Origin of the sequence: Cytobacillus sp. FSL W7-1323 (genome assembly GCF_038595015.1) — a bacterium.
Lineage (GTDB): Bacteria > Bacillota > Bacilli > Bacillales > Cytobacillaceae > Cytobacillus > Cytobacillus kochii.
In genome coordinates, this window is the sequence record NZ_CP151998.1 from 593,735 (window position 1) to 616,198 (window position 22,464).

A 22,464-nucleotide genomic window follows, 5' to 3' on the forward strand; every position below is an offset into this window, starting at 1 on the left:
AAACTACGTAATCCTTCCCCTCTATCTGGAAGTTCTTTGACCCCTTTATCAAAAATCAATTTCTATTATTTGTCCATTAGGCGATCTATTGAACTCGTGGTAAAATAAAGGGTGGTGAAAACGATCAGATCTTCATGTTGCTTTAACGCGTGAAAGTTTGATATGATCAATATAATTGTGTATTTTTATTTGAATTTGGAGGTGTCTATATGTCAAGAATTACAATTGATGAGGTTAAGCATGTGGCGAACCTAGCGAGATTAGCGATTACGGAAGAAGAAGCAGAGCAATTCCAACATCAGCTAGATGCAATTATCTCGTTTGCCGAAGAGTTAAACGAGTTAGATACCGATCATGTGGAACCGACTTCCCATGTGTTGGATATGAACAATGTATTACGTGAAGATGAGGCAACAAAAGGACTGCCGCAAGAGGAAGTTCTGAAGAATGCACCTGATTCACAAGGCGGCTATATTAAAGTGCCGTCAATCATGGATTAGTTGGAGGGGAAACATTTTGAGTTTATTTGATCATAAAGTGTCTGAGCTTCATGAGCTTTTACATAAAAAAGAGATTTCAGCGACTGATTTAGTCGACGCATCTTATAAAAGAATTGCTGAAGTAGATGACAAAGTAAAAGCCTTCTTAACATTAGATGAAGAGCATGCACGTCAAGTAGCAAAAGAAATCGATGGTAAATTGGGAACGGACGAACAAAAAGGTCAGTTATTCGGGATGCCAATCGGTGTCAAAGATAACTTAGTCACAAAAGGTTTAAGAACAACTTGTGCGAGTCAAATATTAGATAATTTTGATCCAATCTATGATGCAACGGTTGTTTCGAAATTAAAAGAAGCAGAAGCCATTACGATCGGTAAATTAAACATGGATGAGTTCGCTATGGGATCTTCAAATGAAAACTCAAGTTACAGAGCGACACGCAATCCATGGAATATCGAAACGGTTCCTGGTGGTTCGTCTGGTGGATCAGCTGCAGCAGTTGCGGCAGGAGAAGTATTATTTTCACTAGGATCAGATACGGGTGGTTCGATTCGTCAGCCAGCATCTTTCTGTGGGGTTGTTGGGCTTAAACCTACATATGGTCGTGTATCTCGCTTTGGTTTAGTGGCGTTTGCTTCATCTCTTGACCAAGTGGGACCAATTACACGTACAGTTGAAGATAATGCGTATCTTTTACAGGCGATATCTGGCGTTGATCCAATGGATTCTACTTCAGCTAATGTGAGTGTACCGAATTTTGCTGAAGGCTTAACCGGTGATGTGAAAGGATTGAAAATCGCTGTTCCGAAAGAATACTTAGGCGAAGGTGTGCAAGAAGATGTCAAACAATCGGTGCTTGCTTCCCTTAAAGTATTAGAAAAATTAGGAGCAACATGGGAAGAGGTTTCCCTTCCGCATTCTAAATATGCACTTGCAGCCTATTATTTACTTTCTTCTTCTGAAGCTTCAGCTAACTTAGCACGATTTGACGGTGTACGTTACGGTTACCGTACTGAAAATCCAGAGAACTTAATTGACCTTTATAAAAAGTCTCGTTCTGAAGGATTTGGTGATGAGGTAAAACGCCGTATTATGCTTGGTACATTTGCCCTGAGCTCAGGTTATTATGATGCGTATTATAAAAAGGCGCAAAAGGTTCGTACACTAATTAAACAAGATTTTGAAAACGTCTTTGAAAAGTATGATGTAATTATCGGACCAACAACGCCAACACCGGCATTCAAAATCGGTGAGAAAACGAAAGACCCATTAACAATGTATGCGAACGATATTTTAACCATTCCTGTGAACCTTGCTGGTGTACCAGGTATTTCTGTACCTTGTGGATTCTCAGAAGGGTTACCATTAGGGTTGCAAATTATCGGTAAGCACTTTGATGAAAGCACGGTTTATCGTGTTGCCCATGCATTTGAGCAAGCAACTGATTTCCATAAACAAAAACCGGAGCTGTAAGGGGGGCAAGGAATAATGGAATTTGAAACAGTCATCGGACTTGAAGTCCACGTTGAATTAAAAACAGATTCAAAAATTTTCTCTGCTAGTCCGAACCATTTCGGTGCAGAGCCAAATACAAACACAACTGTTGTTGACCTTGGTTACCCAGGTGTACTGCCAGTAGTCAACAAAAAAGCAGTTGAATACGGGATGAAGGCATCTATGGCCCTAAACTGTGAGATTGCACCAGTGACGAAATTCGATCGTAAAAACTATTTCTATCCGGACAATCCAAAGGCCTATCAGATTTCTCAATTCGACAAACCGGTTGGAGAACATGGCTGGATTGAGATTGAAGTAGATGGCTATAAGAAAAAAATCGGGATTACGCGTATTCATCTAGAAGAAGATGCGGGTAAACTAACACATGGCAAAGGGTATTCTTTAGTCGATTATAACCGTCAAGGAACACCTTTAATTGAGATTGTCTCTGAGCCGGATATACGCACACCAAATGAAGCCTATGCGTATTTAGAGAAGCTAAAATCAATCGTACAATATACTGGTGTTTCTGATTGTAAGATGGAAGAAGGTTCCTTACGTTGTGATGCCAATATTTCATTACGACCTGTCGGCCAGGAGGAATTTGGTACAAAAACAGAACTGAAAAACTTAAACTCTTTTAACTTTGTTCGTAAAGGATTAGAGTACGAAGAGAAGCGCCAAGCAGAAGTCCTTCGTGAGGGTGGTGTCATTGAACAAGAGACACGCCGTTTTGATGAAGCTACTGGGAAAACATTGTTGATGCGTGTGAAGGAAGGTTCTGACGATTATCGTTACTTCCCAGAGCCGGATTTATTAGATATTGTGATTGATGAAGATTGGAAAGCCCGTATTCGTGCGGAAATTCCTGAACTACCAGATGCACGTAAAACACGTTATATCGATACGTTCGGCTTACCTGCCTATGATGCAGGTGTCCTTACCGTAACAAAGGAAACAGCGGATTTCTTTGAGGCGACTGTTGCAGCGGGAGCAGAGCCGAAACAAGCTTCAAACTGGATCATGGGTGAGGTATCAGCCTATCTTAATGCAGAAGGGCTCGAACTCCATGAAACAAAGATAACAGCAGAAGGGTTAGCAGGAATGATTGCGTTAATTGAAGATGGAACGATTTCTTCAAAAATTGCTAAAACTGTTTTCAAAGAATTAATTGAGAATGGTGGAGAAGCAAAGAAAATCGTTGAAGATAAAGGATTAGTGCAAATTTCAGATGAATCAGCACTACTCGCTATCGTTACTGAAATCCTTGATAATAACCCACAATCCATTGATGATTTCAAAAATGGGAAGAAAAAAGCAGTCGGCTTCCTTGTTGGTCAAATGATGAAAGCAACAAAAGGACAAGCGAATCCACAAATCGTAAATAAATTATTAATGCAGGAAATACAAAAGCGTTAATCAAAAAAATCCGGACAATTGTTCGGATTTTTTCGTTTAGTAATGGCAATGCAATAAAGTTGATTAATTTAATAAAGTCATTACATTTTGTATAAATGGTGCCAGAAACTGAAATGAAAAGAGTAATTTTAACGGATAGAAATTTTGTACAGCTCAATAGCAGAAGTTTGGGAGTAAAAAGATGGAATCGCTTGAGATATAAGTAAATAGAGAATCTTTACTAAAGAAAGGGTAGCTGCCAAATAAGTAGTGTAACCAAGGGAATCGCGACTGATAAAAGGATTCCTTGTTATATAAGTAGCGTAACCTGGAGAATCGCGACTGATAAAAGGATTCCTTGTTATATAAGTAGCGTAACCTGGAGAATCGCGACAGATAAAAGGATTCTTTGCTACATAAGTAGCGAAACTAAGAGAGTCGCGACTAATAAAAGGCTCCCACGCCATATAAGTAGCGTAACCAAGAGAATCGCGACTAAAAAAAGGATTCCGTGCTATATAAGTAGCGTAATCTGGAGAATCGCGACTAAAAAAAGAATTCCTTGCCATATAAGTAGCGTAACCCGGAGAATCGTGACTAAAAAAAGAATTCCTTGCTAGATAAGTAGGGCAACCAAGAGAATCGCGACTGATAAAAGGCTCCCACGCCATATAAGTAGCACAACCCGAAGAATCGCGACAGATAAAAGGATTCGTTGACATATAAGTAGCGTAACCTGGAGAATCCCGACTAAAAAAAGGATTCCGTGCTATATAAGTAGCGTAATCTGGAGAATCGCGACTAATAAAAGGCTCGCGCGTTATATAAGTAGCGTAACCAAGAGAATCGCGACTAAAAAAAGGATTCGTTGACATATAAGTAGCGTAACCTGGAGAATCCCGACTAAAAAAAGGATTCCGTGCTATATAAGTAGGGCAACCAAGAGAATCGCGACTGATAAAGGCTCCCAAGCCATATAAGTAGCACAACCCGAAGAATCGCGACTAAAAAAGGCTCCCACGCCATATAAGTAACACAACCAAGAGAACCGCTACAAATAAAAGCTCTCCTGTCATACAAGCACTGCAAAAAAAAAGAAAACACATGCTAACATAAACTGATCTTCAACGATAATCTATCCAAAACGAACACCTCAGTTGTATCTATCACCATTATCAACACCAGCAGTTACTATTAATCCCCGTCTCTATACAAATATGAAAATTCCCCTAGCACTTAAGTTTATCATCAGTTGAGAGGATGACGCGCTTTAGCGAAATGTATGCTGCTTCTTCAGATCCCTACTTACAATCATTGCTAATAAAACGGCACTAATGCCTGCCACTAACTTGCCAATAATCATGGCAAATACGACTTCTTTCTGAATACCGGCGACAAAGGCTAAATGACTTCCTAGAACAAAGGCTCCGCTTACAGCAAAAGCAACATTAACGACCTTGCCTCTCGGTTCCATATCTTTTAGCATGATCAACATGGGAATATTATGAGCGAGTGAAGCAATCAACCCAGCTGTTGATTTATCACTTAGTTTTAACCAAGATCCCACCTTACTGAGTGGTTTCCTGAAATATTTCGAAATAAAAGCTACTAAAGGAAAAGCGCCCGCTAAGAAAATAGCAATCGAACCGACTGTTTGAACCCCTTCCTCAATTGGCGTTAAATGGGGGATCAGTGTTAGGTCTGTTAATGTTTCAAATATAATCGCTGTAAGACCAATAATTGCAATGATTTCAATGAATTTACCGAAGATGGCAAATCCTCGAATCATGTTCTCAGGCTTTTTCCATAATCCCCAAGCAATTAGCAAAGAGAATACAATGGTAGGAATCAAGTTTTTGATAATCATAAAAAACGGCAATCCGCAAGCTAGGCCTCCAGCTAAACAACCAAAAGGTACAGTAATAAGTCCCACTAGAATACCCCTCGCAAAATAAGGTTGGTCTTCTTTTTCTATGAGTCCTAAGGCAACAGGGATTGTAAATACGATAGTCGGTCCCATCATAGTGCCAAGGAAGACCCAAGCGAAAAGTTCTGAATCCGCACTAATGGACATCTCAGTGGCTAGGGAATAGCCCCCCATATCAATGGCGAGAATAGTATTGGCGAACGCTGCTGGGTCAGCGCCTACGAATTCATAAACGGGAGAAATCACAGGTGTTAAAATGGCTGCTATGACGGGTGCTAAAGAAATAATCCCAATCATAGATAACGCGAGGGAGCCCATCGTCATCATTCCTGCAGTGAATCGCTCACCTAGTCCTAATTTATTCCCGCATATTTTATCAAGTGCACCGACACAAAGGAAAGCGGCAACAATAAAAATAATCAAATCATTTATGCTCATCTTGTTTCTCCATTCGAAATGATGTTTATTAGAAAATTGCAGGGGTTGTAATTGAAATAATGATTGTTTCTTGATTGAGTGGGTTTTCCCACATATGAGGTACGGTTGATGGAAAATGTATGGTTTCTCCTTCGTTTAGATGATATTCCTCATCCTCCACTCTTACAATAAGTGCCCCCTGTAATATATAGAAAAACTCTTCACCTGGGTGCCTTACCAGTTCAACATCTTTTTGTCGAGGTTTTAACTTTACGATGAATGGTTCCAATTTCCGTTCAGGAAAATGACCACTTAGTTTAATAAATGTAGAGTCCGAGCTTTCCATTTTAAATGGTCGTTGGTGCTCTTTTTTCATCACATAATGAAAATCATCATCTTCTTCAAAGAAATGAATCATTTTAACCCCAAAAGCATCAGCAATCCTTTTTAAAGAAGTGATAGCTAATGAAGAGGTACCTCTTTCAATTTGTGATAAAAAACTAACAGATAGCTCCGTTTTCTCACTTAGTTCTTTCAATGTCATGCCTTGCTCGTACCGAAGTTGTTTAATCTTCTTATATATATCATCCATTGAGGTGACATCCTTTCTTTTTTTGCTTTTTTATCTTATCATGTTTTATACAGTAATAGTATAATAATTTTACCTATACTATAAAAGGGGGAATTAAAAATGAGTATTTACCAAAAAAGGTTAAAACAATTACAGTTATATTTAAATGAGCAGAAACTTGATTTTGCTATCGTCACTCAACCTAAAAACATATTCTATTATTCTGGGTTTAATAGTGAACCGTATGAAAGATTCATGGCGGTTGTTATTGATCTACAAAAGAGTGAGGAGTACTTATTTGTGCCAGCATTAGACTATGAAGCAGCTAGCGAGCATTCGTATGTGAAAAACATTATTCTGATTAGTGATGATGAAAATCCATATGAAAAATTAAAATCAGTCATCCAAGTGAATAATCAAATAGTAGGATTGGAAATAAAAGAGATCACACTTTATCAACAAGAACAACTTAAAAACGTTTTTCCGCATTTTAATTATCAAGATATAGGTAGGTTCATAGCAAACCAAAGAATGCTGAAAACGCCAGCTGAACGGACAAAGGTTTTACATGCAGTAACAATTATTGAAAAAGTACTGGCTGATGGATTGAAGAAAATTGAAAAAGGGATGACAGAGCTCGATTTGGTATCAGAGTTTGATTATTTAATGAGAAAGTTCGGTGCCGATGGTCCTTCATTTTCTACAACGGTCCTCTCAGGTGCAAAATCATCTTTACCACATGGGCATCCTGATCAGAACAAGCTCCAAAAAGGTGACTTTCTTTTAATTGATATGGGGGTTGTTGCGGATGGGTATTGTTCCGATATCACACGTACTTTTGTTCTAGGAGAACCAACGACTAAGCAAAAGAATATCTATGAAATTGTAAGGCAGGCTACACTTTCGGGTGTTTCAACAGCTCGTGCAGGTATCCCAATCGGCTCGATTGATAAAGCAGCTCGCCGTGTGATCCAAGAGGCAGGCTATGGACAATATTTTAATAATCGCGTGGGCCATGGATTAGGTATTGATGTTCATGAAGAGCCTTCTATTCATGAAAAGAACGATCGTTTAGTTGAAAAAGGTTTACTTTTCACGGTAGAACCTGGGATTTATATACCGGGATTTGGTGGGGTGAGAATTGAAGAAGACGTCTATATAAACGAAGAAGGAACGGCCGAAATTCTTACATCTTTCCCAACAGCATTGCAAGTAATTGACCGTTTTTAACTTAGTTTAACGATCGTTTTTATCGAAATAATTTGGATTACAACCACTTTACTTATGGTAAAAGGTAGTTTATAGAAATAACTTGCAGATCTTCTATATTAAAATGCCATACATATCTCGTTTGGATATTTTATCCTTTCTTAATCCACGTATAAGAGTACCTCGCTAGTTTATGTTATTATGGTTAAAACGAAGCGGAGGGAAGGTGTGAACCTTTTGCATTGGATGATTCTATTCATCATTGTTTCCGGTTTTATCACAGTTGCTTCTATGAAAAAAAGGATGGAGAATAAACTCGCGAGGCTAGTGGCTCAAGGTGAAAATGGGGCGTACAAAAGAAATAGAGATATGCAAGCAATTATATACTGGATTTTAGGTACAGTAGCCTGGGGTGTCGTAAGTATCTTTCTTATTATATGGTCATTTAATGATTTCTTCGAATAACAGATTGGTTTGTAAAATAAAACACTTTGATTGTTGAGGAGTTTATATTTTATAGAATCAATCTTTTTTTTGTTAATTTTTCCTACACGACTACTTCCTTTAAGAGATTGTTAAACAATTGCAACAAATTTCGACAAAAGTCTTCCCGTTCCTGTGGTATATTGGCTAATGGTGATAGTATTTAGAAAATTAAATAAAAGAACACTTATAGTTTAGCATCTTGGAGGGGATAAAAATTGCATTACGATACAATTATTATCGGCGCAGGTTCGATGGGGATGGCTGCAGGTTATTATTTAGCGAAAGAGGGCAAAAAGGTTTTGCTTATCGATGCAAATAGGCCACCTCATCAGAAAGGAAGTCATCATGGTGAGACGAGAATCATTAGATATGCTTATGGTGAAGGACATGCTTATGTGCCACTCTTGTTAAAGGCTAAACAACTATGGGAAGAAGTAGAGAAAGAATCCGAAATGGAGTTGTTTTTACAAACAGGTGTTTTAAATATTGGTAGCGAGACTTCTCTTTTTATGAAGGAGGTCAAAACAAGTGCGGAAAAATATCAGTTACCACTTGATGTTTACACACATGAAACGGTCAATACTAAATGGAGTGCATTACATTTAGATGATGGAATGGTTGCTTATCATGAGCCGACATCTGGGGTTTTGAAGTGTGAAGATTGTATTGAGGCTTACCGGAGACTTTCTTTGTCCTATGGTGCTAAAATCGTGACTGATAGCGTAATTACTGACTTATCTATTATAGAAGGGATTGTTAATATTGCTACACAGGATGGTCATTATTCAGGAGACTCGTTAATTGTATCAGCAGGAGCTGGCACAAATTCCATCCTTAGTTATCTGGACTTACAGCTTCCATTAAATCCGATTCGGAAAACTTTCGCTTGGTATGAAGCACAAGAGGATGTTTATGAGGCGAAACAGTTTCCAGCCTTTACATTTGAATCGCCATTAGGTCATTATTATGGCTTTCCTAGTATAGATGGTTCAGGATTGAAACTAGGAAGGCATGATGGAGATGTTCAGAGAATAGAGAGTAAACAAGAAGTGCAGCCTTTTAATGAGGATGATGAGAGAGAGCTTACAACATTTCTAGGGAGATATTTCACTGAAAAAACAAATTTACAATTTGGTAAAACCTGTATGTACACAATGACACCAGATGAGCATTTTATTATTGATCAACATCCTCAATATGAGAATGTTGCAATTGCAGCGGGATTTTCCGGTCATGGATTTAAATTTAGTAGTGTAGTTGGTCATGTTTTAAGCGAACTAATCCAAGGAAAAACTTCGTCAGTGGATATTTCCCCTTTCACAATTGAGAGATTTGCTGAATTGAAGCGATAATAATGAGGGAAATGTCGTTAATCAGATACTTTCCTGGGAAATAAGAGGAATTATGTCGGAGAGGGATAGAAGAAGGTTCAAGTTTCGACACCAGGTCATAGAGGAGGTGTAAGAGCATGCAAAAAATTGGTGTTCTTTCGTCATTACTACGTTATCCTGTCAAGTCATTTGGTGGTGAAAATGTTGAGTCCACTAGAGTCTTACCATACGGTGTGTATGGCGACCGAAGCCACGTCATTATAGATAGGAGTAGACAAGGAAAATACCTTACGATCACTCAATATCAAGAAATGGCAGCATATCAAGCCACTTTTGTCAGTGAGGAAAATGAAGATACATACCCGGAGTTACAAATACATACAGCAAATGGAGAGAGGTACGGGTGGAATGATGAGAGGTGGAGGCAAGATCTTCGTCTGAAAAGTGGAAGGGATTTATCTTTTCATTCTTTTACGCCATCCTATGTACCCATTGGGGCTATTGAAGAAGCTCCCCTTTTGTTAGTAACACATTCATCACTACAATATTTAAGTAAGCAACTTGGAAAAAGTGAAATCGATCCGAAGCGTTTCCGTCCCAACTTTATTATCCATACTGATTACGATAGGCCATTTTCGGAACATGATTGGATCTCCAACCAAATGAAAATAGGAGAAGAAGTGGTGATAGAGATAACTAAGCCTTGCGAACGTTGTATGATTATTACTATTGATCCGAAAAATGGAAAAAGGACACCTACCATACATAAAGAGATTATTAGAACCAATCATAATCATTTTGGTGTTTATGCAAAAGTGATTCAAACGGGGAACGTAAAGCTTGGTGATGAGATTTGGCTATAAATGACTGATGAGGGGTGATACAGTGCAATCGCAAAAACAAGCGATGATCCGCCATCATGAACAGTTTATTAAATTTATAGAATCAATCCCAACAAGCCATTGGCGGAAAGAAATAAATGAAGGAAAATGGTCGGTCGCTGAAGTGGTAGGTCATTTTATTCCGTGGGATGAATTTATTTTAAAAAAGCGTCTACCATTTGTTTTATTACACCTTCCTCTACCAAAAGCTCCTTCTGCAGAAGAAATGAATCCAACAGCCGCGGAAGCAGCAAGAAATCAATCGCAGGAGACAATCATTGCAGAATTGCTTGTAAAAAGAAAACTAATAATAGAAAGAATCTCTAAAATTCCAGATTCGTATTGGCAAAAACCATTAATCATTGGCAATAAGAAAATAAGCCTATATGATTATCTCATCGGGCTTGCTGCACATGACGAACATCATATGAAGCAAATTAGTGCCATACTTTAATCGTTCAATGGTATGATATGATTGGATAAAAACGTAAGAGGGATGTGCAAAGGAAATGGAATTAAGAGAATGGTTTGAAAAGGGTTTAACGAAAGAGCAATATCTAAATCATATGCAAGTAAACAAAGAAGGTATGCTTACCATTTATGAGGGTTTTTCACTTAGTGAAGAAGAAAAGGAAGCATTACAAGAGGTCAAGCAAAAAAATCTGCACGCCATTGTCCTTACTGAGGATTGGTGTGGCGATGCGATGATTAATAATCCTGTTCTATTAAAAATTGCTGAGGAAATCGGTATGGAAGTACGGTTTGTTCTAAGAGATAGTAATTTAGAATTAATGGATCAATACTTAACAAACGGAACAGCACGAGCAATTCCTATTTTTGTATTTATTGATGAAGCAGGTGCAGAACAAGCTGTATGGGGCCCACGTGCACCAAGATTGCAAGATTATGTGATGGAGAGAAGAACCTCCCTACCTGCTAAGGAAGATCCAAGCTTTGAACAGGCTCAAAAAGAGCTTTATAAAAGCATTGGAGAAACCTATCAATCTGATCCAAGTTTATGGCATAGTGTGGCTGAGAGCATTATTGCAAAATTAAAATAAGAGGTGAGGGGAAATGAGTTGGAACCAAAATAGAATAACAGATATGTTAAAGGCGAAATACCCAATATTCCAAGCACCAATGGCAGGAGGAGCGACGACTGTTGATTTAATTAGTAGAACCTCTATGTATGGTGGTGTCGGAAATATCGGAGCGGGTTATATGAGCCCAATGGATATGGAAACGATGATTCATGATATTCGTCAAAAAACCAATCACCCTTTTGGCATCAACTTATTTATACCTGGGAATGATATCGCTTTCACAAAAGAAGAAGAAGAAAGGGCGATTGAATCACTAGAAGTATTTCGTAACGAACTTCAAATTGATGCACCGCTTCAATTACCAAGAAAAGATCACCGCTTATTTTATGAACAGCAATTAGAAGTTGTGATGAAATCTTTTGTTCCGATATGTAGTTTCACATTTGGTATTCCAGAAGAAGCAGTGATAAAAGAATTACAAAAAGAAGGAACAAGAGTAATCGGTACAGCGACATCAGTAGAAGAAGCTGTTCTCTGGGAAGAGAGAGGTTGCGACCTTCTTGTTGTACAAGGGAAAGAAGCAGGCGGTCATCGTGGTACTTTTATCGGTGATGCACTTGATTCCCTTATTCCGTTAGTTGACCTTATTCCAGCAGTTACGGATGAAATCAGTATTCCAGTCATTGCGGCGGGTGGCATAATGGACGCTTCGGATGCAGAAGTTGCCTTTCGCTTAGGAGCTGAGGGTGTTCAATTAGGTACTGCTTTTTTAGCAACAGAAGAAAGTGGTATTCATCCCGCTTATAAGAAAATGCTTGTCTCTTCTAATAAGAAAACAAGCTTGACAGAAGCCTTTTCGGGTAAATGGGCAAGAGGGATTCACAACCGTTTTATGGAGCAAATGAAAAACCAAACTAGCTTACCTTATCCACTTCAAAATGACTTAACACAAGCGATAAGATTAGTGGCAGCGAAACAAAATCAGACTGACTTCATGTCACTTTGGGCAGGAGAAAGTTATCAAAAGGCTACTCTTCAATCTGTAAAAGTACTCATGGATAATCTTGTTGCAGGGTTGGATCAGCAATTGGATGATGAATAAAGATTAAATTACTCACGCGTGGGAGATGAGACCACGCGTTTTTTATCTTGAAAAACCTCTTACACTTAAAAAAATCAAATAATTTTTAAAAATGAAATAGTTGGAGGTTACGATGTTATTAGAAAGAGCAGGGAAACGAAAAGAGCGCGCTAAACAAATATTGAAGGAGCTTTCTTTACTTGAAAGGTGGTCTCGAATAGGAGAAGTATATGTAGTGGGAGCCTATGCTTATGATTTAATGGTCGATTGTGATATTGATATCGAAGTCTTTTGTGATGAACCTAATGCCAATCAAGTGTTTAGTATGTTAGCGGAGATTGTTGACCACCCACAAGTAGTAGATATTAAATATCACAATTACCTGAATGAATCATTTAATGGTCTCTATTTTAAGATTTTATATAAGTATGATAATCTAGAAGTTTGGAAAATTGATATGTGGTTATTTCCAAAAAGTCATAAAGGACCTTTGTCTAGGGATCTTGTGAAGGAAATGCAATATTCGTTAACACATGAATCAAGAACACACATCCTATCAATAAAAGAGGAACTCTCTAAGAGAGAATTAACCTACCCTTCCATTTTTGTGTATCGAGCAGTCTTAGAAGATGGAATCATAAATAGTGAGCAATTTTACGATTGGTTAGCTGACCAAGATATAACGCGATGGACGCATTGGAAACCAGCAAGAAAAGGAGAGAAATATAGTGGAGATCAGAAAGCCAACTGAAAAAGAGGTAGAAAGTATTTTAAAGCTATCTGTTCAATCAGTGTATGAAGGTACATTAAACCGTTCTAAACCGGAAGAGCGTAAGCTGAGAGAGATGGTTGAATCTATAAGAAGTAACGGGGGAGAATATCTTGTTGCTGTAGAACATGAAGAAATAATGGGATGGGTGCTGCTTGGTGGAAAAAGAGACGAAATGACCGAGCAAGAAATTGGCTTCATTTATGAATTGTATGTGCAAGAAAACAATAGAGGAAAAGGAATGGGTCGGCAATTAATGATGGCAGCGATGAAGGAGCTAAGAAAACAACAGTTCAAAGAATTTCGATTAACAGCTTATCACGGTAACCCAGCCATTGGATTGTACGAGTCACTGGGATTCCAACCCAGAAATATTTCAATGGAATGGAAGCAATCATGATAATTTACGGTAAGTAAGATATTTTGTTTATTGAGACTCTCATCTGGGGAGTCTTTTTCTTGTCATAATAAGTTGGTGTGAAATATATAATGATGATAAAAAGATATCAAGCATATATTCTTTACAACCACCTATTGTTGTTTATTGCAACAACTGGTATACTTTCTTGGTTGGCGTCTGGTATACCAGATGCAGATACCAAATTTTCAAAGGGGAGATTGTATGGTTTTTCAAAAGGTTGAACAACCACCTTCTTTTAAGGAACATGCCTATCGTGAAATAAAAAGAGCGATTATTCAACATGATATTGCACCAGGCTCAACAATTCATGAACGTACCTTGAGCGAAAGCCTAGGGATTAGCCGGACGCCTTTAAAGTTAGCACTTCAACAGTTAGAAATGGAAGGCTGGGTACAATCATTACCGAGAAAAGGGATTTCAGTGAAAGAGATAGAGCGTAAAGATGTCAATGAAGTATTTCAATTGCGAAAAGCGAATGAAGCGCTCGTCATTGAACTTTTAATCCCATTATTAAATCAGGAGATGCTACATAAACTAGAGGAAAAGGACCAGCAACTTTTTGAATTGAAAGAGGATCCCGTCGCATTTATGTATCATGATTCTGCTTTTCATTTATTTTTAGCAGAGTTAACAAATAATGAAAGATTGTATCAAATTATTCGTAATTTAATAGATTATGTGAATTGGTATGGGTTATATATATTAAATAAAAGAGTGAGTATCGAAACGGTTTATAATGAACATCAATTGATAATAGAAGGGTTAAGGTCAGGAGATATTGATCGCACAAAAACGGCTATGGTTAGACATCTTGATCATTTTTATTCTGAAATGATGGCCAATCTATCATCCTATTAATAGAAAGAAGGGCAGTTGCTCAGGAAAATAGAGCAGCGTGAATGATGAAAGTTTTATTGGTTATTTTACAAGTATGTATTTTATATATTTTTTCCTTTATAGGAATCTCTATTCAGCATTTTTTCTCATTAACCATACCAGGAAATATTATTGGTATGTTGTTATTATTTGTTTGTTTATGTTTTAACATTGTGCCCGTCAAAATGATAGAGAGCGGTGCGCAGTTTCTTCTTAGTATTCTGATGTTGTTTTTTATTCCAGCAACGGTGGGGGTCATGGATTACCCAGAATTACTATCTGTGCGCGGATTATTACTGATTATTGCGATATTGGTGAGTACAATAATTACAATGGCAGTATCCGGTAAAACAACCCAGTATTTTGCGAAAAAGACACAACAAAGAGAGGCGGATCAAGCATGCGAGACATCTTCTTCTCAATCTCTATGATTCTTCTCACTTTAGTTATCTATTTCGTTGTTTCATCGCTATATAAAAGGTATCCACTACCCATCTTGTTACCAATTTTGTCAGGTACAGTTCTAATGATTATCATTTTAGTAAGCTTAGGTATTTCATATGATAAATACATGGAAGGTGGGCAGTTCATTACATCATTATTAGGTCCGACCGTTGTTGCCCTAGCCTATCCATTATACAAACAACGTGATTTTTTGAAAAAATACCTTTTTACGATTATAGGTGGGGCGTTTATTGCAACTCTAACAGCGATGTTAAGTGTGGGTCTCCTTGGAAAGGCACTTCGTATTGATTCTGCACTAATCATTTCAATGCTACCAAAATCACTTACAACACCTGTCGCAATAGAAGTAGCTAAAGTGTTAGAAGGGAATGCTTCCATGGCAGTTGTCGGGGTAACGATTACGGGGATCTTCGGCGTAATAATTTCCCCCTATATTTTTAAATATTTGAGGATTTACACATCTATTGGTCGTGGAATTGCACTTGGCGGCACCTCGCATGCAATGGGTACGGCAAAAGCGGCTGAATATGATGAGCTCGCTTTTTCCATTAGCTCCATTACTATGTCTATATGTGCCATTATTGGTTCAATCATCGGACCACTCATCGTTTGGGTCTTGCAAATGTAAGCTTCTATTATAATAGAGGCTTTTTTTGTTTAACGAATTCATTCTGATTGTGTTAAATATATCTTAGACGAGGGATGAGATGCCTTTACTGTCAGTTAGGCTATTTATCAGTTCATTTATCGTATCAGTTTATACGCAAATTAAAGGGTTTTCAACGATCGCCAAGAATAGATACAGTACAGAGTCAATAAAGGAGGAAGCGATTTGCCACAAAAAACAGATGAGATTTTCTCACATCAGTTTCATCAAAACCCTTATGATTATTACAAAGAAATTAGACCACACCAGCCATTTACAAAGGTGAAGTTATTCAGTGGTATGGAGTCTTGGATGGCATTTAGTTATGAAGCGAGTGAAGCGGTGTTAAAAGATCCACGTTTTATAAAAGATATGAGAAAAGTCTATCCAGACGAAATAACAGATGAGAATATGCCACCGATTGCGAGTAGTATGTTATTTGTTGACCCGCCTGACCATAGAAGGTTACGCAATCTTGTCCAATATGGCTTTACGCCCAAAAAAATAAATGCGCTTAAAGGAAGAGTGGAAGAGATTGCTCTAGAACAAGCGGAACTAATGAAGGGAAAAGAGACGGTTGATTTTATAGAAGTGTATGCATTTCCGATTCCTATTCGTGTCATCTGTGAATTGATTGGTGTGCCTGAGGCAGATCAAATGGATTTTCAACGATGGTCACATGTGTTAGTAGATGTAATGGATCCCGAAGATCACGACGAAGCGATGGGCGAATTCATTGTTTACTTAGAAAATTTAATTGAACAAAAGAAACTTACTCCGCAGGCGGACTTACTTTCTGATTTAATTCGAGCGGAGGAGGATGGGGATAAATTATCGAAGCGTGAGCTAATCGGTGTCATCATGTTATTAATCGTAGCAGGGCATGAGACTACAGTAAATTTAATCGCCAACGGGTTACTCGCCTTATTGTCACATCCCGATCAGCTACAATTATTAAAAGAAAACCCTGACTTGATGCCACAGGCAATTGAAGAACTTTTACGATATAACGGGCCGGTTGAGTTCAGTACGGATCGTTGGGCGAGTGAGTCTTTTACCTTTATGGGCCAGGAAATTGCACAGGGTGATCATGTCATTGTTTCTCTTGCTTCAGCTGATCACGATCCGCAAGTTTTCTCAAATCCAGAGCAGTTAGATATTACAAGAGAGAAGAGCCCGCATATTGCCTTCGGAAAAGGAATTCATTATTGCTTAGGTGCACCATTGGCAAGATTAGAAGGGGACATCGCTTTACGTATATTATTGCAGATCTTTCCCAAAGTAAGCTTAGCTGTCCCCGAGTCTGAACTAGAGTGGAGACAAAGTATCATTATTCGTGGGTTAAAAACCATGTTTATTAACTTAAAATAAAAACTAAGAGGATAAACAAAATCTCTTTGTTCTTGGATGCTTTATGAATAAATCGCAAAAAATGACGTGTGAACAGGTGCACGTCATTTTCCTTTTTTATTCCTATTTTAGGTTTTCATTGTTCTTGATTTTATATTTAATGTAGGACAAACCACTAGTATAAGAACACCTAAATAATCTAAATGGTGCAGATCAATGAAAAGTTGAAAATGAATAGGAATATCATTGTAATTTCTTGTGAAGAAACAAGAATATGGTAATACTCTGCTAGCTACCTTCAATAGAAGAAATATTTATGTGTTACGCTATACTGTCTAACAATGGAGAAGGAAAATCAACAGAAACTGAAGTTTGGATTGGGAGTTACAATGTTTCTAAGTCATTAGCATTTAATGATTACTTAAAAGGTATTAACTTCATAAATATATTTCCTATAATTATTCCAGGAATTACACATAACATTGGTAACCAAACAGGTCCCAATAGTATACCGAAAATCGTGAAGTCTACCGAAAAAAGCAAACCAGCTGTAACAAAATAACCCGAAAACACAAATGGGATGAAAGAATATTTACTTCCTACACCAGATTCTTTATAAGCATCCCAAATCGCATAGAAATATAAACAAGGATAAAACATAAGCCAGTGATAATTTGTTTGTTCTATAGCCATAGGAATATCCCCTTTAAAACTATATATAATGGCTTCATTAAAGTGTGATTTAATGTTTATAAATATTTCTAGTATTAGAAAAACGGTGCCCTTAAATAGTTTTCCATTTAAATATTGACCAAGTCCTGGTAAAGCAATACTCCATAATATTTTCTCTAGTGGAGAATATTTCATACTGTTCCACCTTTACAAGCATTACTTCTTTTTCAAAGGATTTAAGTGCTGGAAAGTAATCTCTCTATATAATTGAGCTAATACCTTCATTTGACCAGCGACCGTTTTTTCCAGAAGCGGTTAAAGTTCCCTTACTTCTTTCGATTGTGCCACTTGACTAGAGATGAAGGTTTTTGCCGCCTTTCCTTTTTTAGCATCAGTTGTAAGACACTATGTCTTCGCCTCTTTATACAGTTTCATCACACGGAATTAATGTAATTTAATTATATGTGGATAATTGCAAAATACGATTTCATTAAGTCCAATTTGAACTGTAATACCCTAAATTTCGTATGATCTTGTTTCTCCTGCTTTGCAAAAAAAGTAACAACAAGTTAAATATTTCTTTAATGGATTTATCCACAACTATAGTCATCAGACTATCCATTAACTATATCTTTATTGTTTGATTCATATATGCTCCCCATATTTGTCCTTGTCTTTAGAGAAGTAAGTCTAAGATTATTATTCATATTATCACCTTAAATCTATCATTTTCAAACTCCCAATAAATTATGAGTTTAAGTTAATTATTACCTTTATCCTTAATAACTTTGGCATCGAATATTACTTGGTGAATGGGACACCTTATGAGTAAAAACTGCGAGGAGTCAAAAATGAACAATACATCTAATGCAAAATTAACTTCTGCTGAGATTGCAGCATTATGGACACAGTATATGAACGAAACCGCAAGTATTTGTATTCACAAACATATGTTGGAACATATAGAGGATACTGAAATAAGAAGTGTATTTGAATATGCAATGGCCCTTAGCCACGAACATACACGAAAAATTAAAGAGTTCTTTAAAAGTGAAAGTTTTCCGATTCCCATTGGATTTTCTGACAATGATTACATACCAAATGTACCTCGCGTTTTCTCTGATGTTTTTTGTTTAAATTATTTAAATATTATGTCCATACATGGTTGTAATGGTTATAGTGGTGCAATAACTACATGTACTAGAGTAGATGTTCGAAATTATTTTAGTGAATGTATAACTACTTGGGTGGAATTGTGTAACCAAACGAAAAACTTACTTTTAGAAAAAGGATTGTATTTGCGTCCCCCTGTGATTACCCCTCCAGATAGAGCAGAATATATAGATGATAAAAGTTACTTAACGGGATGGTTGGGAGAAAAAAGGCCATTAAGCTGCATTGAAATAGCAGATATTTATTTTAATTTAAAGAAAAGCATATTTGCTAAGGCATTTGTAGTTTTTGCTCATCAAGTGGCAAAATCAAAAGATGTAAAAAAATTATTAAAGAAAGCTGTAAAGACAAAAGAGAAGCATGTAAGGACGTTTTTTGAAGTTTTTCTAGCAGAAAACCTCCCGAATCCGTCTATTTTTGATGCTGAAATTACAGATTCGACGAACTCACCATTCTCTGAGAAACTCATCATGTTCCAAGTAGGATTTTTATTTTCAACAGCAATGGTGTATTACGGGACCGGTTGGGCTACTTCACCAAGACGAGATTTATCACCAAAATACATGAAAGCAATTGCAGATGATTTAGATATTGGTAATGAATGGATTAATCTAATGATTAAGAATCGTTGGATCGAACAACCCCCATTGTCTGAAGATAGAAGTAAATTAGCAGAACAAAAAAATGAATAGCTACCAATAGGTGGCTTTTTCTTCTTAATACTAATAGGAAGGCAAATAAAAAAAGAGCTAAGAAGCTCTTTTTTTATTCCCAATGACTTGCATGCTCTTGAACGATTTCCATCATACACTTTATCGATGGAGAAATCCATTTATCTTTATGATGCGTCATATAAGTTGAAATCGACGATTGCTTATTAGATACCTTTTCCCCCTTAAACACCCCATTTTTCAATTCTTCTTTCACTGAGAACAAAGGCACTAATGATATGCCCAACCCATGTTTAACACAATGCTTAATGGCTTCAATGCTCTGAAACTCTAAACTAGCTTCAATATCTAACTGGTTTAATTTTATATACTCATCAAAAACAGACTTGTAACTACATCGTAAATCAGAATACAATGCGGTTCTGGAGAAGTCTTTTTCATTGGGGCTAATTAATACCATTTTCTCTCTAATCAATTCCTTAATAAATAAATCTTCTTTTATCCAATCTTCTTTTTCCAAAATGAGTGCTAAATCAATATCTCCGCTTTGTAGACTCTTAGTAACATCATAGTTCTCTAATGATTTAACATGTAAATTAACCTTTGGATATCTCTGTTTAAATTCAAGTAGAATAAGTGGAATTCGACAGATGGTCAACGATTCCGATATACCAATGGTTAGTTGACCCTGTGGTTCTTTATCTATATTTAAAGATTGATTGTAAAGTTCAATAATTTGGGTAGCATATGGATAGAATTGTTTTCCAAAATGCGTTAAAACTACCTTTTTTCCTAATCGGTCGAACAAAGGATTGTCTAACTCTTTTTCAAGCTCTTTAATGTGTGTTGTAATAGAGGATTGTGAATAGCCTAGGTGTTGGGCTGTTCTATTAAAACTACCTTTTTCTACTATAGTTTTAAATGTAATTAATTGACGTAGCTCCATATTTATACCCCTTGTTGGTTCAATATTATTGAATGTTTAATTTTAATATATTCATTTTACTAAACTACATACTTCATTTAAGCTATTTACTAAGAAGTTGTCAATTATCAAATCAACAGGAGGAATCTTAAGATGGATAAAAATATTTTGTTTCAATCATTCAACATCAACAATACAGAACTTAAAAATAGAGTAGCGGTTGCACCTATGACGCGAATTAGTGCAGACCAAGAAGGTTTCATTACAGACAGAATGATTAAATACTACCGTTCTTTTGCAGAGGGTGGCTTTGGGCTAATTATTACGGAAGGCACATATATAGATGACGAGAACAGTCAAACGTATCAGTTTCAACCGGGAATTGCATTGGATGGACAAGCGAAAGAATGGAAGAAAATTGTTGATGCTGTTCATTCAGAAGGTGGAAAGATCTTTATGCAATTGCAACATACCGGACCACTTTCCCAAGGAAATCGATTTACTGAAGAAACCATAGCGCCATCTGCTGTTCAACCGAAAGGAGAGCAATTAAAATTCTATCTTGGAGAAGGTCCATTTAAACGGCCAAGAACCATTACAAAAGAGGAAATGGTAGATGTTAAATACAGTTTTGTAGAGGCGGCAAAAAAAGCAAAATCTGCTGGTTTTGATGGTGTAGAATTGCATGGTGCAAACGGATATTTATTAGATGCTTTTTTAACAGAGTACACGAACGTTCGGACAGATGAATATGGGGGGAGCACCGAAAATAGAGTACGGTTTCTTGTTGAAGTTGCCAACGCTGTAACGGAAGCCGTTGCGGATGAGCAGTTTATTGTTGGGATGAGAATTTCACAATCACAAGTCAATGACTACTTTTATAAGTGGTCAGGCAAAGAAGTAGATGCAGAGATCATTTTTAGTGCATTAGGTAAGTCAGGATTAAATTATATTCACGTAACAGAATTTGAAGCTTGGCAACCTGCCTTCGAAGGTAGTGAGACTTCTCTTGTATCTCTTGCAAAAAAATACAGCGAATTACCGATAATCGCCAATGGACAACTCGAAAATGTAGATAGAGCAATTGAAATGTTAACCGATGGAGGTGCCGATCTAGTAGCTCTTGGTAAAGGAGCCTTAGCTGATCATGATTGGGTTAAAAAAGTTCAGCAAGGTGAAGTACTTTCTACATTTAATGCCGAAGCAACACTTCATCCCATAGCCAATATAAAGGATTTTGAAATAGAATAATACTAACTTGAAAAGTGAAATCGTCATGAGTTTCCTTATTGAACTAACAGTTAAATAAGGAAGCTCTTTTCTTATGGAACAATGGGGGCAGGTTTGTTGAATAAGATTTTTAGTAATGTTAAATTTTAACTTAAGATAGTCGGCAAAATGATAGGAGTGAACCAATGAACAATGAAATGTTTATACATATAAGTAAATGTAAATTATATGCTAAATTGGTGGGAGAAAATAATGGAAAGCCAACAGTCATAATGGATGCCGGATATGGAGACTTTTCTAAGGCATGGAATTCAGTATTAAGAGAGATTTCAATGCTCTCTAGTGTACTAATTTATGATAGAGCAGGACTTGGGAAAAGTGAACCAAGTTCTAGTCCCAGAACTAGCAGTGAAATGGTAAAAGAATTAAAGGAACTTCTTAGTGAAGCTAAGATTAAGCCTCCCTACATATTAGTAGGTCATTCGTTTGGTGGAGTAAATATGCGGATGTTTGCTACTGAATATCCAAATGAAGTTTGTGGACTAGTCTTGATTGACTCTACTCCAGAAGAATACAGAGAGCGTTTTCTCCCTACAATGTCAAAAGATTTTCAACAAGCATATAAGAGGCAATTCGTTTACGAAGGAAATTATGGAGAATTTATGGAAAGCCTGAAGCAGTTAAAAGACACTAGAAAAAAATTAAATGTCCCATTAATTGTTCTATCTGCGGGTCAGAAAGCTCATTATTCTATAGAATCACAAAAGTTATGGAATGAAATGCAGGGAGAGATTCTCGAAATATCCTCTGAAGGAGAATTAATAATTGCTGAAAATAGTGCTCACTATATACAAAATGACGAACCGAAAGTCGTAGTCTATGCAATAAAAAAGTTAATTGAGAATAATTAGTTTAGCTGCTAAT

General features: G+C 37.0%; 24 protein-coding genes. 19 read left to right on the plus strand and 5 right to left on the minus strand.

Features of this window, described 5'->3' with window-relative positions; all coding sequences use genetic code 11:
* The first annotated feature begins 209 nt into the window (after positions 1-209).
* From gatC to gatB, 3 genes are read left to right on the plus strand one after another with little or no spacing between them, the layout of a single operon-like run.
* The gene (gene gatC, locus MKX67_RS03110) at positions 210-500 is read left to right on the plus strand and encodes an Asp-tRNA(Asn)/Glu-tRNA(Gln) amidotransferase subunit GatC (RefSeq protein WP_095370688.1); all 291 of its coding nucleotides are present in this window, start codon (positions 210-212) and stop codon (positions 498-500) included.
* Positions 501-516: 16 nt separating this feature from the next.
* Positions 517-1,974 carry an Asp-tRNA(Asn)/Glu-tRNA(Gln) amidotransferase subunit GatA gene (gatA, locus tag MKX67_RS03115; RefSeq protein WP_322910201.1) on the plus strand — a complete coding sequence of 486 codons (1,458 nt, stop codon included), beginning with the start codon at positions 517-519 and terminating at the stop codon, positions 1,972-1,974.
* A 15-nt stretch (positions 1,975-1,989) separates the two neighbouring features.
* The gene (gene gatB, locus MKX67_RS03120) at positions 1,990-3,417 is read left to right on the plus strand and encodes an Asp-tRNA(Asn)/Glu-tRNA(Gln) amidotransferase subunit GatB (RefSeq protein WP_095370686.1); all 1,428 of its coding nucleotides are present in this window, start codon (positions 1,990-1,992) and stop codon (positions 3,415-3,417) included.
* A 128-nt stretch (positions 3,418-3,545) separates the two neighbouring features.
* Here the strand turns inward: gatB and MKX67_RS03125 are convergent, their stop codons facing one another.
* The 3 genes from MKX67_RS03125 to MKX67_RS03135 form a co-directional block, all read right to left on the minus strand.
* On the minus strand, positions 3,546-4,271 hold the full coding sequence (locus MKX67_RS03125; protein WP_342488821.1) for a hypothetical protein: 726 nt from the start codon (positions 4,269-4,271) through the stop codon (positions 3,546-3,548).
* Between the two features lie 395 nt (positions 4,272-4,666).
* Positions 4,667-5,761, minus strand: coding sequence for an ethanolamine utilization protein EutH (eutH, locus tag MKX67_RS03130; RefSeq protein WP_095370684.1), 1,095 nt, complete (start codon positions 5,759-5,761; stop codon positions 4,667-4,669).
* A gap of 28 nt (positions 5,762-5,789) precedes the next feature.
* Positions 5,790-6,332 (minus strand): cupin domain-containing protein, encoded by a 543-nt coding sequence (locus MKX67_RS03135; protein ID WP_095370683.1) that lies wholly within the window; start codon positions 6,330-6,332, stop codon positions 5,790-5,792.
* Between the two features lie 99 nt (positions 6,333-6,431).
* Between MKX67_RS03135 and MKX67_RS03140 the strand changes: the two genes are divergently transcribed.
* The 13 genes from MKX67_RS03140 to MKX67_RS03200 all read left to right on the plus strand — a co-directional run bounded on the left by MKX67_RS03140 (position 6,432) and on the right by MKX67_RS03200 (position 16,890).
* Positions 6,432-7,541, plus strand: coding sequence for a Xaa-Pro peptidase family protein (locus MKX67_RS03140; protein WP_342488822.1), 1,110 nt, complete (start codon positions 6,432-6,434; stop codon positions 7,539-7,541).
* A gap of 207 nt (positions 7,542-7,748) precedes the next feature.
* Positions 7,749-7,985 carry a hypothetical protein gene (locus MKX67_RS03145; RefSeq protein WP_095370681.1) on the plus strand — a complete coding sequence of 79 codons (237 nt, stop codon included), beginning with the start codon at positions 7,749-7,751 and terminating at the stop codon, positions 7,983-7,985.
* 236 nt (positions 7,986-8,221) lie between these two features.
* Positions 8,222-9,358: an N-methyl-L-tryptophan oxidase gene (solA, locus tag MKX67_RS03150; RefSeq protein ID WP_095370680.1), complete on the plus strand. Its 1,137-nt coding sequence runs from the start codon at positions 8,222-8,224 to the stop codon at positions 9,356-9,358.
* Between the two features lie 116 nt (positions 9,359-9,474).
* Positions 9,475-10,200 carry an MOSC domain-containing protein gene (locus MKX67_RS03155; protein ID WP_095370679.1) on the plus strand — a complete coding sequence of 242 codons (726 nt, stop codon included), beginning with the start codon at positions 9,475-9,477 and terminating at the stop codon, positions 10,198-10,200.
* 22 nt (positions 10,201-10,222) lie between these two features.
* A complete protein-coding gene (locus tag MKX67_RS03160) occupies positions 10,223-10,672 on the plus strand; it encodes a DinB family protein (RefSeq protein WP_157733805.1) in 450 nt (149 codons plus the stop codon).
* Positions 10,673-10,727: 55 nt separating this feature from the next.
* Positions 10,728-11,279, plus strand: a complete 552-nt coding sequence (locus tag MKX67_RS03165; RefSeq protein WP_095370677.1) for a thioredoxin family protein — start codon at positions 10,728-10,730, stop codon at positions 11,277-11,279.
* Positions 11,280-11,292: 13 nt separating this feature from the next.
* A complete protein-coding gene (locus tag MKX67_RS03170) occupies positions 11,293-12,363 on the plus strand; it encodes a nitronate monooxygenase (RefSeq protein WP_095370676.1) in 1,071 nt (356 codons plus the stop codon).
* A gap of 112 nt (positions 12,364-12,475) precedes the next feature.
* On the plus strand, positions 12,476-13,093 hold the full coding sequence (locus MKX67_RS03175) for a nucleotidyltransferase domain-containing protein (RefSeq protein ID WP_095370675.1): 618 nt from the start codon (positions 12,476-12,478) through the stop codon (positions 13,091-13,093).
* The gene (locus tag MKX67_RS03180) at positions 13,071-13,511 is read left to right on the plus strand and encodes a GNAT family N-acetyltransferase (RefSeq protein WP_095370674.1); all 441 of its coding nucleotides are present in this window, start codon (positions 13,071-13,073) and stop codon (positions 13,509-13,511) included. The genes MKX67_RS03175 and MKX67_RS03180 overlap by 23 nt, the downstream gene beginning before the upstream one ends.
* A gap of 222 nt (positions 13,512-13,733) precedes the next feature.
* Positions 13,734-14,390, plus strand: coding sequence for a GntR family transcriptional regulator (locus MKX67_RS03185; RefSeq protein WP_180317015.1), 657 nt, complete (start codon positions 13,734-13,736; stop codon positions 14,388-14,390).
* A 44-nt stretch (positions 14,391-14,434) separates the two neighbouring features.
* Entirely contained in the window at positions 14,435-14,839 is a 405-nt protein-coding gene (locus tag MKX67_RS03190; protein ID WP_095373534.1) for a CidA/LrgA family protein, read from the plus strand.
* Positions 14,809-15,501 carry an LrgB family protein gene (locus MKX67_RS03195; protein ID WP_095370672.1) on the plus strand — a complete coding sequence of 231 codons (693 nt, stop codon included), beginning with the start codon at positions 14,809-14,811 and terminating at the stop codon, positions 15,499-15,501. Before MKX67_RS03190 ends, MKX67_RS03195 begins: the two co-directional genes overlap by 31 nt.
* A 204-nt stretch (positions 15,502-15,705) precedes the next feature.
* Complete coding sequence (locus tag MKX67_RS03200) at positions 15,706-16,890, plus strand: cytochrome P450 (protein WP_095370671.1); 1,185 nt, start codon at positions 15,706-15,708, stop codon at positions 16,888-16,890.
* Positions 16,891-17,286: 396 nt separating this feature from the next.
* Here the strand turns inward: MKX67_RS03200 and MKX67_RS03205 are convergent, their stop codons facing one another.
* A complete protein-coding gene (locus tag MKX67_RS03205; RefSeq protein ID WP_095370670.1) occupies positions 17,287-17,736 on the minus strand; it encodes a hypothetical protein in 450 nt (149 codons plus the stop codon).
* Between the two features lie 656 nt (positions 17,737-18,392).
* Here MKX67_RS03205 and MKX67_RS03210 point away from each other — a divergent pair.
* Positions 18,393-19,406: a DUF3231 family protein gene (locus MKX67_RS03210; protein ID WP_342488823.1), complete on the plus strand. Its 1,014-nt coding sequence runs from the start codon at positions 18,393-18,395 to the stop codon at positions 19,404-19,406.
* A gap of 73 nt (positions 19,407-19,479) precedes the next feature.
* Here MKX67_RS03210 and MKX67_RS03215 read toward each other — a convergent pair whose 3' ends face one another.
* A complete protein-coding gene (locus tag MKX67_RS03215) occupies positions 19,480-20,331 on the minus strand; it encodes a LysR family transcriptional regulator (protein ID WP_095370668.1) in 852 nt (283 codons plus the stop codon).
* A 132-nt stretch (positions 20,332-20,463) separates the two neighbouring features.
* Between MKX67_RS03215 and MKX67_RS03220 the strand changes: the two genes are divergently transcribed.
* Positions 20,464-21,561 (plus strand): NADH:flavin oxidoreductase, encoded by a 1,098-nt coding sequence (locus tag MKX67_RS03220; protein WP_095370667.1) that lies wholly within the window; start codon positions 20,464-20,466, stop codon positions 21,559-21,561.
* 164 nt (positions 21,562-21,725) lie between these two features.
* Positions 21,726-22,451: an alpha/beta hydrolase gene (locus MKX67_RS03225; RefSeq protein WP_095370666.1), complete on the plus strand. Its 726-nt coding sequence runs from the start codon at positions 21,726-21,728 to the stop codon at positions 22,449-22,451.
* Positions 22,452-22,464: the final 13 nt, after the last annotated feature.

Excerpts from the sequence above, each read along its gene's own strand:
- MKX67_RS03220 (WP_095370667.1), top strand. The coding sequence starts at position 20,464 with ATGGATAAAAATATTTTGTTTCAATCATTCAACATCAACAATACAGAA.
- gatC (WP_095370688.1), top strand. The coding sequence starts at position 210 with ATGTCAAGAATTACAATTGATGAGGTTAAGCATGTGGCGAACCTAGCG.
- eutH (WP_095370684.1), bottom strand. The coding sequence starts at position 5,761 with ATGAGCATAAATGATTTGATTATTTTTATTGTTGCCGCTTTCCTTTGT.
- MKX67_RS03210 (WP_342488823.1), top strand. The coding sequence starts at position 18,393 with ATGAACAATACATCTAATGCAAAATTAACTTCTGCTGAGATTGCAGCA.
- MKX67_RS03205 (WP_095370670.1), bottom strand. The coding sequence starts at position 17,736 with ATGAAATATTCTCCACTAGAGAAAATATTATGGAGTATTGCTTTACCA.
- MKX67_RS03190 (WP_095373534.1), top strand. The coding sequence starts at position 14,435 with ATGAAAGTTTTATTGGTTATTTTACAAGTATGTATTTTATATATTTTT.
- MKX67_RS03175 (WP_095370675.1), top strand. The coding sequence starts at position 12,476 with ATGTTATTAGAAAGAGCAGGGAAACGAAAAGAGCGCGCTAAACAAATA.
- MKX67_RS03155 (WP_095370679.1), top strand. The coding sequence starts at position 9,475 with ATGCAAAAAATTGGTGTTCTTTCGTCATTACTACGTTATCCTGTCAAG.
- gatB (WP_095370686.1), top strand. The coding sequence starts at position 1,990 with ATGGAATTTGAAACAGTCATCGGACTTGAAGTCCACGTTGAATTAAAA.
- MKX67_RS03170 (WP_095370676.1), top strand. The coding sequence starts at position 11,293 with ATGAGTTGGAACCAAAATAGAATAACAGATATGTTAAAGGCGAAATAC.
- MKX67_RS03135 (WP_095370683.1), bottom strand. The coding sequence starts at position 6,332 with ATGGATGATATATATAAGAAGATTAAACAACTTCGGTACGAGCAAGGC.
- MKX67_RS03140 (WP_342488822.1), top strand. The coding sequence starts at position 6,432 with ATGAGTATTTACCAAAAAAGGTTAAAACAATTACAGTTATATTTAAAT.
- MKX67_RS03215 (WP_095370668.1), bottom strand. The coding sequence starts at position 20,331 with ATGGAGCTACGTCAATTAATTACATTTAAAACTATAGTAGAAAAAGGT.
- MKX67_RS03185 (WP_180317015.1), top strand. The coding sequence starts at position 13,734 with ATGGTTTTTCAAAAGGTTGAACAACCACCTTCTTTTAAGGAACATGCC.
- MKX67_RS03125 (WP_342488821.1), bottom strand. The coding sequence starts at position 4,271 with ATGTCAACGAATCCTTTTTTTAGTCGCGATTCTCTTGGTTACGCTACT.
- MKX67_RS03165 (WP_095370677.1), top strand. The coding sequence starts at position 10,728 with ATGGAATTAAGAGAATGGTTTGAAAAGGGTTTAACGAAAGAGCAATAT.
- MKX67_RS03225 (WP_095370666.1), top strand. The coding sequence starts at position 21,726 with ATGAACAATGAAATGTTTATACATATAAGTAAATGTAAATTATATGCT.
- MKX67_RS03195 (WP_095370672.1), top strand. The coding sequence starts at position 14,809 with ATGCGAGACATCTTCTTCTCAATCTCTATGATTCTTCTCACTTTAGTT.